We start from the raw sequence: 16,820 nt of genomic DNA, 5'->3' as shown, positions 1-16,820 counted from the left end.
AATTTCTTTTACAATCTGAAGTTTCAAACTTAAACTGTAATCTTTCTGTGTACGCTTTACATAAAGCGATTCTAATGGTTCTTTCATAACGATTCTTTTTTGTGTATCGTTATTTCAGGTCTAGACAATAGTACAAATAAAAAAATTCACCTGAAAACAGATGAATTTTTAATTTATTTTTAAGGTATGAATTATTTGATCTCCAACAATTCCACCTGGAAAACCAATGTAGAATTTGGTCCGATTTCTTTGCTAATCTGTTGATCTCCATAAGCCAAATGTGGAGGAATGATTAATTTCCATTTGCTTCCAACAGGCATCAACTGCAAAGCTTCCGTCCAACCTTTGATCACTCTGTTCAATGGAAATGAAGCCGGAGTTCCTCTTTTTACAGAGCTGTCAAATACTTTTCCGGTAATTGTTGTTCCGTGATAATGACATTTTACGGTTGATTTCGGACCTGGCTTTGGACCGTCTCCTTCAGTGATGATTTCATACTGCAGCCCGCTTGGCAGCTGTACCACAGTTTCTCTTTTTCCGTATTCAGCCATATATTCCTGACCATCTTTCAGATTTTTTTCAGCCAATTCTTTCTTTTTCTTAAATAACAGATCTGCTACTCCCATGATTTTTTTTACAAAGATAAGGATTAATAGTTTGAAGCGGTAAGCTGGAAACCAGAAGTCCGATTGTAAAGTATAGAATATTGAAAGACACTACAAAACACTCATCGTCTTATATCAAACTTTCATCACACTTAATCGCTTCGGTTTACAGCACAAAGAACATTAAAGATTGTTTAATATTCTCTTAACGTAGAATTAAAAACTTGGCGTTATCATTGAATTTTAAAATATATGCCGAATCCACTAAAATATAATAAGAACTTTGAAAAAATCAGTTATGAAGAAAAACAACTCCTTGGGGAAGCTAAAAAGAGCATTGCGGATTTTGTAGAATACTCATCTACGATCAGCGATGTCAATTATGCTACAAGAAATGCACATGCGAAAACTTATGCTGTTTTGAAAGGTGAGTTCATCATCAATAAAGACATTCCAGAAGATTTAAAGTATGTTTTTGACAGTGAAAAGTACGAAATTATTGCAAGACTGTCTAATGCTCATTTAAAAATAAATAAAAGCAAGAAAGATATTCCGGCGTACGGTTTTTCGATTAAAATAAAAGATGAATCGGGAAGAACGATTTCCAATTATCCTTTGGTGAATTTTCCTCTGTTTCCTATAAATTCTGTATCTGTGTTTCTTAAACTTTTTATCTCGTTAAATCGTTTTTTTCTGAAAAAATGGAGCAATTGGTTCTTGATTTTAAAGCAGATTTACAAAATCATTCCTTCAACTATGAATCCTTCGTTCATGAAAAATGTATGGAAATTTGTTTTAAACAAAAATAATTTCATACTTTCTTTTGACTATCATTCTGTTGGAGCATATCGTTTTGACGATAAAATGATTAAAATTAAAATCAGTCCGCGAAATGTTCATAAAAATTTCGGGAAAAGATCTAAAGTAAAACAGTCCATAGAAAATTATTGTATTGCTAACGATTATCTCGCAGATGTATTCATTCAGTTATGTTATGATTTAAAAGACCAGCCCATCAACAAGCTTAATGTGGAATGGAAAAATTCACCATTCATTAAAATAGGAGAAATTAAAATTGAAAAGAATTCTTTACTCAATCCAAAAGGTTGTGAAAACGAACTTTTGTCTTTCAATCCTTTTGAAAGTGCAGAAATTTTTCAGCCGGTCGGAAAGATTCAGAAGTTGAGAGATGAAGCGTATAAAGTTTCGCTACAGACGAGAAAGAAGATTAATAAGCTTTTGAAGTATAAATGAGGTTGATCGTTGTTGGTTGATCGTTGTTGGTTGATGGTTGTTACAATTTTTCAATAGTGAATTTTGCTTCGCAAGTCAACTGTGCGTTTTAAATTCTTAAAACTAAGTCAAAAATTTAGAAATAAAAAAGGCTTTACGATTTGTAAAGCCTTTCCTATATTAATTTTCTTCTAATTTTTCTTTTTCCTCGTCATCTTTCTTGTCAGGAAACATAATGGATACCAATACCGAAAGTACCAATACACCACCTACAATCCCTAATGAAATTGGCGATGGAATGTGAATCCAAGGAGCGATAAGCATTTTTACTCCGATGAAAGCCAAAATAATTGCCAATCCGTAAGGAAGTTTGCTGAACATGTGAATGAAGTTCGCCAAAAGGAAATACAAAGATCTTAATCCTAAAATCGCAAAAATATTGGATGTATAAAGAATGAACGGGTCATTCGAGATAGCAAAAATCGCAGGAATTGAATCTACGGCAAAAAGAACATCTGTAAACTCGATTACTCCAACAACAACCAATAACGGTGTTGCCATTTTAATTCCGTTCTGTACTGTGAAGAACTTATCGCCGTCGTAATTATCTGAAACTTTCCAGAAGCTTTTGATCAGTTTTGCTCCGGCTGTATTGCTGTAATCTTCGTCGTCATCGTCATCTCCGTCTCCCCATGATTTAATTCCGGCATACACAAGAAACAACCCGAAAAGAGTCATTACCACATTAATTCTCACAGGATGTCCGAAAATATTCATTTCAGGCAAATAGGTTAAATTAATCAATTCAACTCCGGCAAAAATAAAGATCGCCCTGAAAATCAAAGCTCCGATAATTCCCCAGAATAACACTTTATGATGTAAGAATTTCGGTACTTTAAAGAATCCGAAAACCAGGATAAATACGAAAAGATTATCAACTGATAGTGCTTTCTCAATCCAATAGGCCGCTTGATATTGCGTAAATTTTTCTACCGCCAAAGCATGGCCTTCAGCCTGATTGAAAACCCAATACACAACCCCGGAAAAAACCATTGACAGCGAGATCCATACAATTGACCAGATTGTAGCTTCTTTGGAAGAAACCTCATGACTTTTCTTGTTGAAAACGCCTAAATCGAGAAGTAACATGATGACAACTGTTACCGCAAATCCCCACACCAAACCAGGGTGCAGTTCTAAAATACTTTGATGTTGTTCCACTTTAGTTTTTGTTTATTACATGATAAAAGCAATAGTTGTAAATATACAGCTATTGCTTATTTATTGTTGTCTAAAATACTAATATTTAAGACATATTTTTCAAGTTCTTACAAATATTTTTGCTGAACCGTCTGTACCGTCTGTTCTAATTTTTTATCTGAAGTAGGATCACCGATGGCGTTGAATTTCCATTCTCCGTTTCTTTTGTAGAAAACCCCCATCACCATTGAAACATGACCGCTGAAAGATTTATCGTTAGCAATATCATATTTAGCGAAAACCTCTCTTACGTTTGTCGGAGTTCCTTCATAAATTCTGATCGATGCAAAAGGAATCGTTCCGAAATCCTGACCTCTGTAGCTGTGCAAAACCATTGCAACGTGCTCAACTGCAGGATCTAAATTAGCAAAATCTACTGTAATTACCTCATTATCCAATCCGTCGTCGCCGTTTACGTCACCTGTCAAATCATCACCGCTGTGTTTTACAGCACCATTTCTGGATTTTAGGTTTCCAAAATAGATTACTTCCGTTGCATTTTTATTTGAATCATATAAAATACAGCTTCCGTCTAAATCTACTGCTTCTTTTGAAGTTCCGCCGAAAAAGCTTTTCTTTTCGATTGCTCCCCAGTTAATTCCTACGCAAGCTTGGGAAAGTGTTGTTCCGTTTTCTTTTGTAAGGTTTATTCTTTGTCCTTTTTGTAAGTTAATAGCCATTATTATATTTTGTTTTTGTTATTTTTGAATCTTTGTGTCTATTTTAAACGCAAAGAACGCAAAGATTTTTTTTAAAATTTGTTCTGCATATTTTTCGTTCGCAAAGGCGTTTCACTCAGCAAAGGGAAATTGCATACTTAAATATTTTTTACTCTAATTTAAAAGAATGATTGTAAAATTTACATTTCACAATTGACCATTCACTTTTCTAATTATTTATATTCAAATTAAGCATTGCCCGAAGAATGTTTGTCTCTTCGTTCACATCAAATATTTTGCTCATAATATCAATACTTTCGAGGTTTCTGAGATAATCTTTTAAAACCGATTCGACATCTTCAGAAAGTGTTTTCTTTTTAATATCCATGGTTTCCGTAAGATCTTCGTTCTTCCTTTTCAGCTGATTGATAATTGATATCTGATTCGATTCGTTTTCATTGGTATTTAATGATTCTAAATCTTCATCATCAATCAGATACATTTTCTTTTCTTCTACATTGAAAACAAAATGCTCGTCTGACTGAAAAATTTTAAACAATTCATACTCATCTCTTTCAACACGATAACCGCAGACAAAACGAACTTTAAAATTCTGAATATTAAGTTTCCCCAACAGCTTTCTTTCAATACAGTAATCCTGATATTGATAAAAAGGAACAGAATTAGGCTTCAGCTTGTCTTCATCAAAATCTGTTCTATAGAATTCTGCTGCATATTTCTTATGAAAATACAACACATCATTCCAGTTCAACATCGCTCTGTCTTCTGTAAGATCTTTATACAGATTTCTCAGATGTTCAGAAAAAATTCCGCTGTATATTTTTCTGTCGGTTTCAAAACTGTCGTTCTTTTTTTCTTCAAAAGACGAAATATATCGGTTGTTAATATTAATTTCGTTGATGACCGCCAACAAATCGTTTTCCTTTTTCTTTTTGATTTTGGTCAACAATTCAATGAGACTGTCGGTGTATTGAAGATGAAAAAGTTCAAGTTTATTGTAATCTAATGTCTGATTTTCATTAAATAAATTATGGATGATATCTGTTTTGATATAAATCGCAATGATATCAACATTTTCAAAGAAATTAGCCAGAAGTTTAAGCCTTGTTAATCTTCTTTTGCTTTGAGACATTATGATGGCAACCTCCTCATTCACCTTTTTACCTTCTTATTAACCTCTGATGTTTGCTTTTAATTCGTGTTCCAGACTCTGAAGATCCTGATCCAGTTTTCTTCTGCTTTCTGTACCTTGTTTCTGAATCTGTTTTACTTCATTCAATGTATTAATCAACATAGCAGTCGTTTCTTTCAACGTTTCAGCCGAAACAATAGTCTGTTCGTTTGCTCTCGCCACATTTCTTGAATTTTGACCTAAACGTTCTGCATTTTTCTTCAAAATATCTTCCGTAGTTTGAGAAACTCTCTGCTGAATTTCGATATTCTGCTGTTGTCTGTGCATGGCAACTGCTAAAGAGAGCTGGTTTTTCCAAACCGGCAAAGTCGTTGTAAGAATCGTCTGCGCTTTTTCAGCAATCGAAACGTTGTTATTCTGCACCAATCTGATTTGCGGAAGAGACTGCATCATAATCAAACGAACAACTTTTAAATCTGCCAATCTTCTGTCTAATCTGTTGATAAAATCTCTTTTATCAGCGATTTGATAATCGGCAAAATTCTGAACATTAGCTTCCATATGAGCTAATTCCTGAGCGGCTTTTTCCATTCTTAAATTTCCGGCAATTACCAGATCTTCAATTGCTTTAATGGAATTCACATTGCTATCGAAAATTGTCTGCAAAACGGCATTATCTTTCGTTGAAGTAATAATTCCGGCATTTACCTTATGTGAAATCTGGTCGATATTGCTCGTAATTTTATCGTATTTAGCGAAAAGATTATCAACCTGAGTCAGCATTTTTTTCATAAAAGGAATTTTGCTTAAAAAACCTTTTACACCACCGTTGTTGATTTCATCTACGTCAACGTAATTTAATTCAATCAGTAAGTTGTTGATTAACTCTCCTACTTCACCTGAATTTGAACGTCTCACGTTAGATAAGAAACTGTCACTCTGATTGGCAAGCGTTTTCTGTAATTCGGAACCGAAATTTACAATCGATCCCGGATTGGTTTCGTCAATGGAATTCGCAACCAGTTCGTATTTCGCGCGGTCTGCATCCTGAATCTGACTTAAATTTACGTTTCCGTCACGATCCATGAGAACGGCAGGCGCTGCAGGATCCGACTGCAATGATTGGCTCATTGAAGGTGTCGGATCGAAACTTTTTAATGGCTCAATTGATCCCAGTGGATCATTCGGGTTATTCTGCTGATTATCCATACTGCTGATTATTGATACATTGATACAAATTTCTCAAGCCCTTCTCTTTGTCCGCTTCCTACCGCTTCAAATTTCCATTCACCATTTCTGTTGTAGATTCTTCCGAATTCTACAGCAGTTTCGATTGAGAAGTCTTCATCCAATTCATACTTCAAAATCTCTTCGTTCGTATCTGTATTGAAAATTCTAATGAAAGAATTTCTTACCTGTCCGAAATTCTGTCTTCTCGCATCGGCATCGTGAATCGTTACAACTACTGAAATTTCTTTAACGGCTGCATCAATTTTAGTTAAATCAATTTTAATCTGCTCATCATCACCATCACCGTCACCTGTAAGGTTATCACCAGAGTGAATCACAGCTTTATCCGGAGACTCAAGATTGTTGTAAAAAATAAAGTGACTATCTGAAACCAGTCTTTTGTTATCACCCAATAAAAATAGTGATGCATCAAGATCGAAAGCACCTCCTGTTGATGTATTATTGATATCCCATCCTAAACCAACAGTGAATTTTGGTGCGTTTATATTTTCTCTTTGTCCTTTCTGTAAGTTAATTGCCATAATAGATTTCTGTTTGTGTTAAAGTGTTTATGTTATTTTCGTATTCTTTTATTAAATGATAATTGTTGCTGATTGCAAGCTCAATTAAATCATCAGTATGCTGTTTTTTTACATTTGAAGTAAGATACTCAAAATTTTCGGAATTTAAGCCTAAAATATACTTTACAATTCTCGTATTAAACTGAAAACTTTCTTTAGACATCACTTCCACCACATCCTGAACATTTTTCACTGTATAATAATTGAAAAAGTTCTCAATCTTGGGATCAATTTCCATATTAATCAATTCAGCGTAATACATGAAAAGAAAATCAGCATTTACTGAGTATTGATTGAGAATTTTATTCACCGTATATTCGTGGCTTCCTGTAATTTTAATGTCATCGATAAAAATACAGAGTTTTCCTCTTAAAAAATCTTTATCCAGATAGTAAGTATCGTTCGCAATCAGATTTTTACGGTCTTCAAAGCTTAAAGTTCCGTAATCTGTTGTGTACGTATGATTTCTGTTAATTTTTGAAATGATACTCGACTTTTTTCCTTTCTGAAAAAGATAAAAATCAAGATGTTTTTTAAAATAAAAACATAGAAAATTAGAAGCTGTCGGAATTGCCATATATGGACTTGGCAACACAACAATCTCTTTGTCTGTATCTAAAATTTCGGAATGTTGGCCAATAAATCCTTCGAAAAGTTCCTTAGCAAACTTTTCAGCATAAAATTTATCTCCATATTTAAAATAGCTGTATTCTTCCGGAGAGAATGTAAATTCTTCGGCAGAATCTATTTTGTGTAAGCTGTATCTTTTATTCATATTCAAATTTTGTGTTTTATTAAATGTGCGCTGAATCCAAAATCTTTTGCACCTTTGTAATCAGCAATCGGATTATCACCGATATGCAAAATCTTCTCCAATTTTAAATCTTTGTTTTCCACCGAATTTTTCACCTCCTGAAAAATCATCGGATTAGGTTTTGAGCAATTAATTTCATCAGAATAAATATGGAAATCGATATATTGATCAAGATTTTCATTGGTCAGAAACTTTCGCATCGTTGTTCCTTTAATGAAACCTGTATTACTGAGAATATTGATTGTTTTTCCCTGACTTTTAATTTCATCAAAAAACTGATGTAAATTTTCAAAAATCACAACAGGTTTATATTCCAAAAATAAATTTTCACTTTTCTGGTAAAAATCACTTAAAACTTCTCTATTTAACTGTTTCAAATCAACATTTAACGCTCCTAAAATCAACAAATAAATCTCGAAAGTGTCAACATTTCCGCCAATTACCTCATTGATATTATTACAAAGATCATCATAATATTTTACCGTTTTCGTAACTTCATCTATCGGTTTTTTCACATCAAAAAATGAAGAGAAAAGCTCAACTCTTTTTGCTTTGAATTCGGGATGAGATTTGATGAGAGTAAGCCAAAGATCAAAAGAAAAATGATCATGGTTCTGAATGTCGATATCTGTTTTCAAAATAATTTAAGTTAATAGATCTAGCTTCTATTGAAAAAGATTTGTTTAAATGTTACGCTATTTTTAATCATCATTTTGTGTTTTAAAATCAATTAATCTCAAAGATAAAATTTTTCATCCAATCTTGATTTTTTTTAAGATTTTTTAAGATTTTTATGAAAGACGAAACAAGCAGTATTTTTACTTTGAAAAATAGTATAACCTCACAAAAGTGTTGTAAATTTATTTTGTATAATTATTTAAATTATTGGGATAACAAATCATTTGTGAATTTTGCTTTCGCAGATTTTGCGGATTGCGCAGGTTTTCTTTGCCACGAATTATACGAATTTTCACGAATATCTAACAAAAATTTATTTTCCCACAGATTGCACGGATTTCACAGATGTTTGTGTTATATTTTAACCTTCAAACTTCAAGAGACTTGCTTTCTCACGGATCTTGTAATTTTTTTGAGATTGCTTCGTTGCTTCGCTCCTCGCAATGACATACAACACACTAAAACTCTACAACTCTACAATTCTCAAACACTCTCACTCTTCTACTTCTCTGGCATTACTTTGTACGTCGGGTCTTCCTGAATGTTTACTTCAATGACGGCTTCGGCATTTTTCAACATTTTAATGGAATCTTCGCTGAGATGTTTTAAATGAAGTTTTTTATTGAGCTGACTGTATTTTTTTGATAATTTGTCTACAGCATCGATGGCACTCATATCTACAATTCGGCTTTCTTTGAAATCTATTATGACGTCGTTTGGATCATTTATCGGATCGAATTTATCTGTAAATACTGTAACAGAACCAAAGAATAATGGCCCGGAAATTTCGTAATATTTAATACCATTTTCATCAATATACTTTCTTGCACGAATCCTTTTCGCATTATCCCAGGCAAAAACCAATGCTGAAATAATCACTCAACCAAAACAGCTAACGCTAAATTGTGAAGGACAATCGTAATTAAAGCTACCGTAATTCCGACAAAAATATCTGATTTCGGCATTTTATTGACAATTCGAATCGAAACCCACTGAAAAGTGGAAATTGCAACCATCATCATGACCCCAACCAAAGCCGCCATTGGAATTTTTTCGATAAAAGGCGCTCCGACTAAAATGATGATTAAAATTGTAATGGATGCAATAATTCCGGAAAGTCTGGCTCTTGAACCGGCATTCAGATTAACCAAAGTTTGGGCAACCATCGCACACCCACCCATTCCGCCGAAGAAACCGTTCGTAATATTGGCTAAGCCTTGAGCAATAGATTCTTTATTGGCACTTCCTTTTGAGTTTGTGATTTCATCAACCATTGATAAGGTTAATAAAGATTCTATTAATCCGACTCCCGCCATAATTAAGGCGTAAGGAAAAATAATCTGTAAAGTTTCTAATGAAAAAGGAATGCTTGGAATATGAAAACCTGGTAAGCTTCCGCTGATGTGAGCAATGTCTGCAACCGTTTTCGTATTAATACCAAAACCTACAACGACTCCGAAGACTATTAAAATTGCGACCAAAGATGCCGGAACTACTTTTGTGATTTTTGGGAAAAAGTAAACAATGACGATCGTGAATGCGGTAAGTCCTGCCATTATATATAAGGAAGAACCTTGCAACCAGCTCGTCATTCCACTAGCATCCGTAATTTTAAATTGTTCGACCTGTGCCATAAAAATAATGACTGCCAAACCATTCAGGAAACCATACATGACTGGTTGGGGAATTAATCTTACGAATTTTCCGAGTTTAAAAGCTCCGACCAATATCTGAAAAACACCCGCAAGAAGAACAGTTGCGAAGAGATATTCTACACCGTGAGTTTTTATCAAAGCAATTAAAACAACAATCGTCGCCCCTGCTCCACCGGAAACCATACCGGGACGTCCGCCAAAAATTGCGGTGACCAAACCCATCATGAAGGCTGCATATAAGCCAATGAGAGGAGAAAGTCCGGCAAGGATAGCAAACGAAAGTGACTCGGGAATCATTGTCATTGCAACAGTAAGCCCCGCTAAAATTTCGTTTTTATAATTGATTTTCTTAGAGAAGTCGAATAGAGATGATGACTGCATATTTACAATTATTACATTGATAAGAAAAATATAAATTAATTATCAAAATAAAATAAAGTTCATTTATAAACAAATATTAGTCTTTAAGTTATTCAACTTTAATCTTATTTTTTCTATGAGCAAAAATACCATTTACGATTTACTTATTCGTTAACTGAGTAAAATTTTAGATCTTAACCAAATTGTATGTCATTGAGAATCTACAACAAACCCAAACTATGAGTTATTATTTTCTTTTATTAGACATATTTTAACAGTCTGTTTTCAAAATAAATTAAATATTATTAACATTAATCAAAAGCTTTTATAGTGATTTATTCATTATTTTTTTTTACTTTTGAAACATAGATAAGGTAAATATTAACACTTATTTCAATTAGAGTAAAAATATTATGTTAAATAATTGATTATTATGTTAAATAGGTTTTAAGTACATTGTAAACCTCGTTAAATATATATTAAATCACAGTTTTGAGCATTAATATAAAATTAAGCCACAAATTGAGACAATAACTAAAACCAAAAAAACTTATCTAGCCACCCAATCACAAAAACACAAATTGCTGAAAATCATATTTTTACAGTTAATAAACAATTTAACCTTGTAAAGTAGTGAGACAGCTGAACTTTGAGCATTTCAAAAATAAAAAGAAATAGTTCCCAATATATTTCTTTTTCGGTCCTGCCATCTTCTCTTTACTACATTAAATGCGATTAATTTAAAAATAAGTTATTATTAGTAAATGTTATACAAAAATATACATATAGGAAAGTACATCAAAGAAATGGTAGATCATAAACAAATACCTATTGAAAGAATCTGCAATTTTCTTGGTAAAGATGAAGAATTTATTGAAAATGTATATGAAAGTCAGTCTGTAGAAACTGATATTTTATTGCGATGGAGTAAATTGCTTGAATATGACTTTTTCAGATTGTACAGCTCGCATCTGATATTGTACGCACCACCGGCTGCAGTAAACAAAAGCAATACCCCAAAGAGCGATGCTACCCCACAATTCAGAAAAAACATCTATACGCAGGAAATCAAAGATTTTATCCTAAACAGAATTGAATCCGGGGAAATGTCTCAGGCAGAAGTGATCAAAGAATACTCAATCCCAAAAAGCACTTTACACCGTTGGATCCAAAAGAAAAGATAACCACCAAAACATTTATATTTATGAGACCGAATTACAACCGAATTTATCAGGATCTCCTGAAAATGAACCATCCTGAAAAGCTGGAATGCCCAAAAGTGCGCGAACAGCTGGAAAAACTAGACTCAACAGAAGAAATTCTAAAACTGAATGAACGTCTTTTTAAACAATCCAAAGAAACAGCAAAAACCAATCAACAGCTTAAAACGTATGACAAAAAAACCATGCTGAAGCTTTTAAACTATCAGAAAAAGCATGATTTATCGACAAGTTTTATGTCTAGAAAGTATAACATCAGCCGAACTACTTTTTCTAAATGGAAAAAAATTCTTGAAGAAGAGATGACCGAAACATCAAAAAGATAACAAAAAAAATACTACGCAATCGCGTAGTATTTTCTTTAATAAATTAATCTTTCTTTAGAACATCTTTTATCCCGTCAAGGCCTTCACTGAACTGAGCCAATAAAGCAATTACCTGTGTCATCCGGTCATTTTCACCTAACCCTTTTATCATCTTATTTTTAACGAATGTTCTCTTGATTTCTTCCCAACGATGGCTCTCATCTTCTGAAATCAGGCTCATTAATTCTTTTAATTTAAGCATATTTGATTCTGCACCGGTTGTCAAGGTCTGAGATTCGTTCTGATAATGATTCAAAACAATCTGAGTAACTTCTTCATCTTTCAAAATCGGTTGAATTTGCGCAATCAGCGTATTCATATTTCGGTAGGAACCCTGCAGCTTGAACGGAGGTTCATTTCTGTACTCATCGGACATTGCGGCGGAAGCGATATATTGTTTATTGACTTTCAGAACAACATCTCTTACCTTCAATGCATTTTCAAGCACTTTTCTGAAGTCTGAAATTTCGTTTGAACTGAAGTTTCCTGACAAATCCACATTCGGCGAATCAGATTGAATGCTGTCATAAAGATTGTAAAGATTTTCCATCCCGAATTGAGTCAATCGGGTAAGGTAGTCGTTTGACATCAAAGCATTTTCAATCAAACTCAAATCGAACAATTCTGTTTTACTACCTGAAATTTCACCTAAATTATACGTGTCGGAACGGTTCGCCAACATATCCGGAATTCTGAATTTCTCGCCACTTTCCGTATATGGATTTCCGGCCATCACCAAGCAGAATCTTTTTGATCTTAAATCATAAGTTTTGCTTTCGCCATTATAAATTCCTTCAATTTTTCGCTGTCCGTCGGCTAAAGAAATAAATTTCTGTAAAAATTCAGGATTACAATGCTGAATATCATCAAGATATAACATTACATTATCTCCCATTTCCAAAGCCAAATTCAGCTTTTCCAATTCCTGTTTTGCTCCTGCATTTTTAGCTTCGTTCGGATCTGTCGAAACAATATCATGACCGATTGACGGACCGTTAATTTTCATAAAAACCAATCCCATTCGGTCTGCCATATATTCCATTAACGTCGTTTTTCCGTAACCCGGAGGCGAGACTAAAAGTAACATTCCCATTCTATCGGTACGTTTGTCGTTTCCTACTGTACCTAATTGTTTTGCTAAATTAGCTCCGATTAAAGGAAAATACACATCATTAATCAATCTGTTTCTTACAAACGAACTTAAAACCTGAGATTTGAAAGTCTCGATTTTCAGGGCTTTCTTTTTATCATTCACCCATTTCGCTTTGAGTTCCTGAAGCTGTATATATTTTGGAACAATCACTTCATTGAAATGAGATAATCGTGAACTGAATTCATAATAATTTAAAGCATAGTCGACATCTTTTTCTAGCGATTTCAATTCTTTTAAAACCGTTTCATAAGCAATATGAAGAATATTTTTAGCATCAAAATTCTTCGTTACAAAAAATACGGCTGCTTCTTTTTTAATATCATCTTCAAAGTTTGATTCTGAATTAAATAAGAACGCATTCAAAGCACTTTCAGCAATAGAAAAACAAGCTGCAGGATATTGTTTCAGAGCATTTAACTGGTCGGTAAATTCTAAATCTTTCCCTTTTTCCTTTAAATCTTTTAAAAATGATTCATACAATAAGCCTGCTCTTTCTGAAACCAAAAATGCTGATTTATTTTCTCTTTTCAGATAAATGGCGACATTGAAATAATTTATGTCAGCAAAAAGATGATTATTCTGAACAAAAAATTTTATTTCATTCGATAATTCTTCATTTAAATATTGAAAACCTTCATCTGTTGCAAAAGATTTTGAAATCAAATTCGCTGCTTCAAACTGCTTCTGATAATATTCTTTTCTGTCTTGATTTAAAAAATACCAGAATAATTGCGCCAAAGCTCTTTCTTTCGGTGTAAACTGCATCAAACCCAATTCATTGTGCATCTGTTGAAGTTTTGATACAATCGTTAACGCATCTTCATCATGAATTCCTTTTACCAAACCTTCTCCAAAATGCTCCGTCATAAATTGCTGAATAGCATTTCGGTTTTGTTCTTCAGTATTGATATTTTTATTATTTGAAAAGACATTCCACGCTAAATATTCAAAACGTTTTACATTTTGATTTTCAGAAATATATTCCTGATTCCAGACTTCTTTGTAATCTGAAATCGTTTCAAAATTTAACGGCTCATAAAATGCAGTTCCCGTCAAATGATAATAATACTGCGCATTTCTCATTACCAAAGTCAGGTCTAATTTCTGATGGTTGACCGCGAATTTATAATCGCCCAAAGCAATCACATTGTCTCCGTCTGCATAAATTTCCTTTTTATCTTTAAGCTTTCTGACCGATTCCTGCTGTGAGGTTTTCAGTAAAGTCTGAATTTCTTCCGCTTTTGCAGAATCTTCCATTTCCATCAACTGTCGGGAAATATCACGGACTTTTTCAACCATTAAATCAGTCGCAAAATAGCCGTTAATTTCATTTTCAGAATCGAAAGATTCAGATTTTATCTGAACAGATTTTAAAATTCGCTGTGCAGAATCGTATAAACTTTGAGTACGTTTATTTCTGGATTCCGTTAACTGAACCCTTTTATTTTGGAAATGACCATAAACTTCTTCCCTTTTTTCGCCGATATTCTGAATAAACTCATCGAAATCAACAAATTTCGTCTCCATTTCTTCCAGCTGAATAGAAAGTTTAGTCAGATATTCATCACATTTTTCTGGGGTTTGAGACAGCTCGAGAAAATTAATTACCGATTGATCAAACAACGTCATTTGCGCCTGAAAATCGGCAGACAATTCTTTGCCAGAAATCTCTCGTTTTCTTTTTGAAAGTTCTAATCGCTCCTGATTTAATCTGGCAAAAATAACCGAAATATTTTCAATAATCTGGGTAGATTGTGAGGTGTCTTCAATTTTTAAATTATTGACAATATCCACCAAAAGTTCAAGCTGTCCTGACAAATTATTGATTTCTTCTTCAATCGTTTTGGCATCAATTGCTTTCTGTAAATTGATAATATTTTCAGAAATCTTTTGCGCTCTGTTTTGATAAGGAAGCAACGCATCGTCCTGAAGCAGGAAGTTTACACACGCATTGGAAAGTTCTTCCGACCTTTCAGCCAGTGACTTTTCTAAAGAATCAAGAATAGCGACATCTACATATTTCAAATCTCTTGCTCCGGTAATTTCGCCACGCAAAGCCCTGATTTGGGAAAGCATATCGATGTATTCCGTCAGTTGAGAATAGTTGATTCTTTTGGTTTCATCTAAAATTTTCTCGCAGGCAACCTTGATTTTTTCAACGGCTTCACTCGTATTTTTCTTCTGTTCGACAACTTTTTCATATTCATTGATTGCAGAATGAGCGATACTTCTGATTTCTTTTAAAGGCTGGTCGAGATTTTCAACCTCATCATCACCAAGAAAATAATACGCATCTAAAATGGTTGTGGAAAGCTTAACAATATCGTCGTACAGCCCGCTGTAAGAATCTTTTTTATTCAAAAGTGTAATCAGCTCCTGACTTTCTGCCATCACTCTTACAATATCTTTGTTCCCGATTTTGTAAAGCAGCGTGTCTGATTTTTCTGTATTCGGCAACAATTCTTTTGAATATGGAGTCTGCCAAATTTGAGCTAAATGATGTTTGGTTGTCTCAACACTCTCTCTTAAATAGATAAGCTTCCCGTCGTTTAAAACTGAATATCCGCTGCAACGAATCGGTGTCTCAATCGTTTGGGTAATAATATTATACGAAATCAGCTGATAATTATTTGTTTTATCATCGTAGAAAACATACATGAAATTTTCACCATTCGGCTCTTGAATTGTTTTCAGATAATGAAGTCGATTGATATCCTGAGAAATTACTTTTAAACCACCCGTCTGCAAAGCATAACCGTTTGAGAACAAAACACCCTGATTTTCCGGAAGCAAAACTGCTGAATGTTTTAAAGTATCAACTCTCGAAACCGTCTTTTCTTTATGATTGTAAATGAAATATCTTTCCGTTTCCTGATACGGTTTAATTTTAAACAAAACCAAATTATCCAGGTCACAAAAATGAATTTCCGCATCATCAAGATTCTGGTCTTTATGAATAACATCTTCAGAATAAATTCCTTTTCCGGTATCGGTATTATCTTCGATTTTTATAGTTAAATCTCCACCAATGGATTCTACAAAAACTTTATCTGCCAAAGAAACGTGCGGGAATTTCCCGCTTCGCTGCATATCTCTGGTTGCTTTCGTCCATGCAAAACCATGTTGCGGAGGATATGTCACTTCAGAAGCACTTCTGGAATCAACGTATGTTAATTCATTCTCTTTAATCAACCATTTAAATGCTTTGATATCGGAAGTACTTTCAGACAATTGGAAAACCATGTACAAATAGTTTTCAGTAAAATGAAAGCGTGCAAAAAATGTATTTCTGTAATATTTATACAGATTTTTGAACTCGTCAATAAAGATTTCATCTCCGATTAAAGAAGAATCCTGCGGTTCAAAACGGTCGTTATTGATTTTATAGATCGAAAAAACATCAGTGATATTAATCTCCGTCTGCAAACCCAAATGCGCATTGGAACCGAAGATCAAAGTATCTTTCAGTGAAAAAATATCTTTGGCAACACAATTGTGCTCCGTAGAAATTCTTTCATTGGCGATGAGTGAAAAGTCGACTCCTCCAAAAATCTCTTTACGGCTTTCGTTCAGCTTCTGAAGCCGTTGAATGAGGTCGTTTTTCTGCTCATTCAGGCGGTTCTGTATGATTTCGTATGTCCCTGAATTTAATTGCTCTGACATATTTTGAGATGTTAGATGTTATTCTTTGAGACGATTTGTTTTTAACGCAAAGTCCGCAAAGATTTTTTTTAAAATATTGTGTATATTTTTCGTTCGCAAAGGCGTTTGACTCAGCAAAGGCTTTGACTAAGTTTTGGCTAAAGCCGAATGAATTGATTTTTTATTTAAACGGGCTAAAGCCCGTTTCTATT

12 protein-coding genes and 1 pseudogene are annotated in these 16,820 nt (G+C 33.7%); 3 read left to right on the top strand and 10 right to left on the bottom strand.

The features are described 5' to 3' along the window. Window positions 1-191 precede the first annotated feature (191 nt). Window positions 192-626, bottom strand: coding sequence for an FKBP-type peptidyl-prolyl cis-trans isomerase (locus ACR1PN_RS03815; protein WP_378175550.1), 435 nt, complete (start codon window positions 624-626; stop codon window positions 192-194). Between the two features lie 231 nt (window positions 627-857). On the opposite strand from ACR1PN_RS03815, the gene ACR1PN_RS03810 reads away from it, so the two are divergent. Further along, complete coding sequence (locus ACR1PN_RS03810; RefSeq protein ID WP_433978945.1) at window positions 858-1,859, top strand: catalase; 1,002 nt, start codon at window positions 858-860, stop codon at window positions 1,857-1,859. Window positions 1,860-2,018: 159 nt separating this feature from the next. On the opposite strand, the gene ACR1PN_RS03805 is transcribed toward ACR1PN_RS03810, so the two are convergent. From ACR1PN_RS03805 to ACR1PN_RS03770, 8 genes and pseudogenes are all read right to left on the bottom strand, one after another. Next, window positions 2,019-3,059 carry a TerC/Alx family metal homeostasis membrane protein gene (locus ACR1PN_RS03805; protein ID WP_433978944.1) on the bottom strand — a complete coding sequence of 347 codons (1,041 nt, stop codon included), beginning with the start codon at window positions 3,057-3,059 and terminating at the stop codon, window positions 2,019-2,021. A 107-nt stretch (window positions 3,060-3,166) separates the two neighbouring features. Beyond that, window positions 3,167-3,778 (bottom strand): TerD family protein, encoded by a 612-nt coding sequence (locus ACR1PN_RS03800; protein WP_378175560.1) that lies wholly within the window; start codon window positions 3,776-3,778, stop codon window positions 3,167-3,169. A gap of 208 nt (window positions 3,779-3,986) precedes the next feature. Further along, window positions 3,987-4,934, bottom strand: coding sequence for a hypothetical protein (locus tag ACR1PN_RS03795; RefSeq protein WP_433978943.1), 948 nt, complete (start codon window positions 4,932-4,934; stop codon window positions 3,987-3,989). A gap of 15 nt (window positions 4,935-4,949) precedes the next feature. Beyond that, the gene (locus ACR1PN_RS03790; RefSeq protein WP_433978942.1) at window positions 4,950-6,119 is read right to left on the bottom strand and encodes a toxic anion resistance protein; all 1,170 of its coding nucleotides are present in this window, start codon (window positions 6,117-6,119) and stop codon (window positions 4,950-4,952) included. 8 nt (window positions 6,120-6,127) lie between these two features. After that, window positions 6,128-6,682: a TerD family protein gene (locus tag ACR1PN_RS03785; RefSeq protein ID WP_433978941.1), complete on the bottom strand. Its 555-nt coding sequence runs from the start codon at window positions 6,680-6,682 to the stop codon at window positions 6,128-6,130. Next, complete coding sequence (locus tag ACR1PN_RS03780) at window positions 6,672-7,496, bottom strand: phosphoribosyltransferase family protein (protein WP_378175574.1); 825 nt, start codon at window positions 7,494-7,496, stop codon at window positions 6,672-6,674. Before ACR1PN_RS03780 ends, ACR1PN_RS03785 begins: the two co-directional genes overlap by 11 nt. A gap of 2 nt (window positions 7,497-7,498) precedes the next feature. Then, a complete protein-coding gene (locus tag ACR1PN_RS03775; RefSeq protein ID WP_433978940.1) occupies window positions 7,499-8,173 on the bottom strand; it encodes an HAD family hydrolase in 675 nt (224 codons plus the stop codon). Between the two features lie 541 nt (window positions 8,174-8,714). After that, window positions 8,715-10,249: pseudogene (locus ACR1PN_RS03770) on the bottom strand (SulP family inorganic anion transporter). A gap of 785 nt (window positions 10,250-11,034) precedes the next feature. Here ACR1PN_RS03770 and ACR1PN_RS03765 point away from each other — a divergent pair. After that, entirely contained in the window at window positions 11,035-11,412 is a 378-nt protein-coding gene (locus tag ACR1PN_RS03765) for a helix-turn-helix domain-containing protein (RefSeq protein WP_433978939.1), read from the top strand. A 20-nt stretch (window positions 11,413-11,432) separates the two neighbouring features. Next, a complete protein-coding gene (locus ACR1PN_RS03760; RefSeq protein WP_433978938.1) occupies window positions 11,433-11,774 on the top strand; it encodes a helix-turn-helix domain-containing protein in 342 nt (113 codons plus the stop codon). A 43-nt stretch (window positions 11,775-11,817) separates the two neighbouring features. Here the strand turns inward: ACR1PN_RS03760 and ACR1PN_RS03755 are convergent, their stop codons facing one another. After that, the gene (locus ACR1PN_RS03755; protein WP_433978937.1) at window positions 11,818-16,629 is read right to left on the bottom strand and encodes a DNA repair ATPase; all 4,812 of its coding nucleotides are present in this window, start codon (window positions 16,627-16,629) and stop codon (window positions 11,818-11,820) included. Window positions 16,630-16,820 lie beyond the last annotated feature (191 nt).

Origin of the sequence: Chryseobacterium sp. RLHN22, assembly GCF_051011795.1 — a bacterium.
Lineage (GTDB): Bacteria > Bacteroidota > Bacteroidia > Flavobacteriales > Weeksellaceae > Chryseobacterium > Chryseobacterium zhengzhouense.
Note: the sequence above shows the minus strand (reverse complement) of the source record. Positions and strands in the feature narration are given on the sequence as shown.

Excerpts from the sequence above, each read along its gene's own strand:
- ACR1PN_RS03800 (WP_378175560.1), bottom strand. The coding sequence starts at position 3,778 with ATGGCTATTAACTTACAAAAAGGACAAAGAATAAACCTTACAAAAGAA.
- ACR1PN_RS03760 (WP_433978938.1), top strand. The coding sequence starts at position 11,433 with ATGAGACCGAATTACAACCGAATTTATCAGGATCTCCTGAAAATGAAC.
- ACR1PN_RS03790 (WP_433978942.1), bottom strand. The coding sequence starts at position 6,119 with ATGGATAATCAGCAGAATAACCCGAATGATCCACTGGGATCAATTGAG.
- ACR1PN_RS03755 (WP_433978937.1), bottom strand. The coding sequence starts at position 16,629 with ATGTCAGAGCAATTAAATTCAGGGACATACGAAATCATACAGAACCGC.
- ACR1PN_RS03780 (WP_378175574.1), bottom strand. The coding sequence starts at position 7,496 with ATGAATAAAAGATACAGCTTACACAAAATAGATTCTGCCGAAGAATTT.
- ACR1PN_RS03815 (WP_378175550.1), bottom strand. The coding sequence starts at position 626 with ATGGGAGTAGCAGATCTGTTATTTAAGAAAAAGAAAGAATTGGCTGAA.
- ACR1PN_RS03785 (WP_433978941.1), bottom strand. The coding sequence starts at position 6,682 with ATGGCAATTAACTTACAGAAAGGACAAAGAGAAAATATAAACGCACCA.
- ACR1PN_RS03810 (WP_433978945.1), top strand. The coding sequence starts at position 858 with ATGCCGAATCCACTAAAATATAATAAGAACTTTGAAAAAATCAGTTAT.
- ACR1PN_RS03765 (WP_433978939.1), top strand. The coding sequence starts at position 11,035 with ATGGTAGATCATAAACAAATACCTATTGAAAGAATCTGCAATTTTCTT.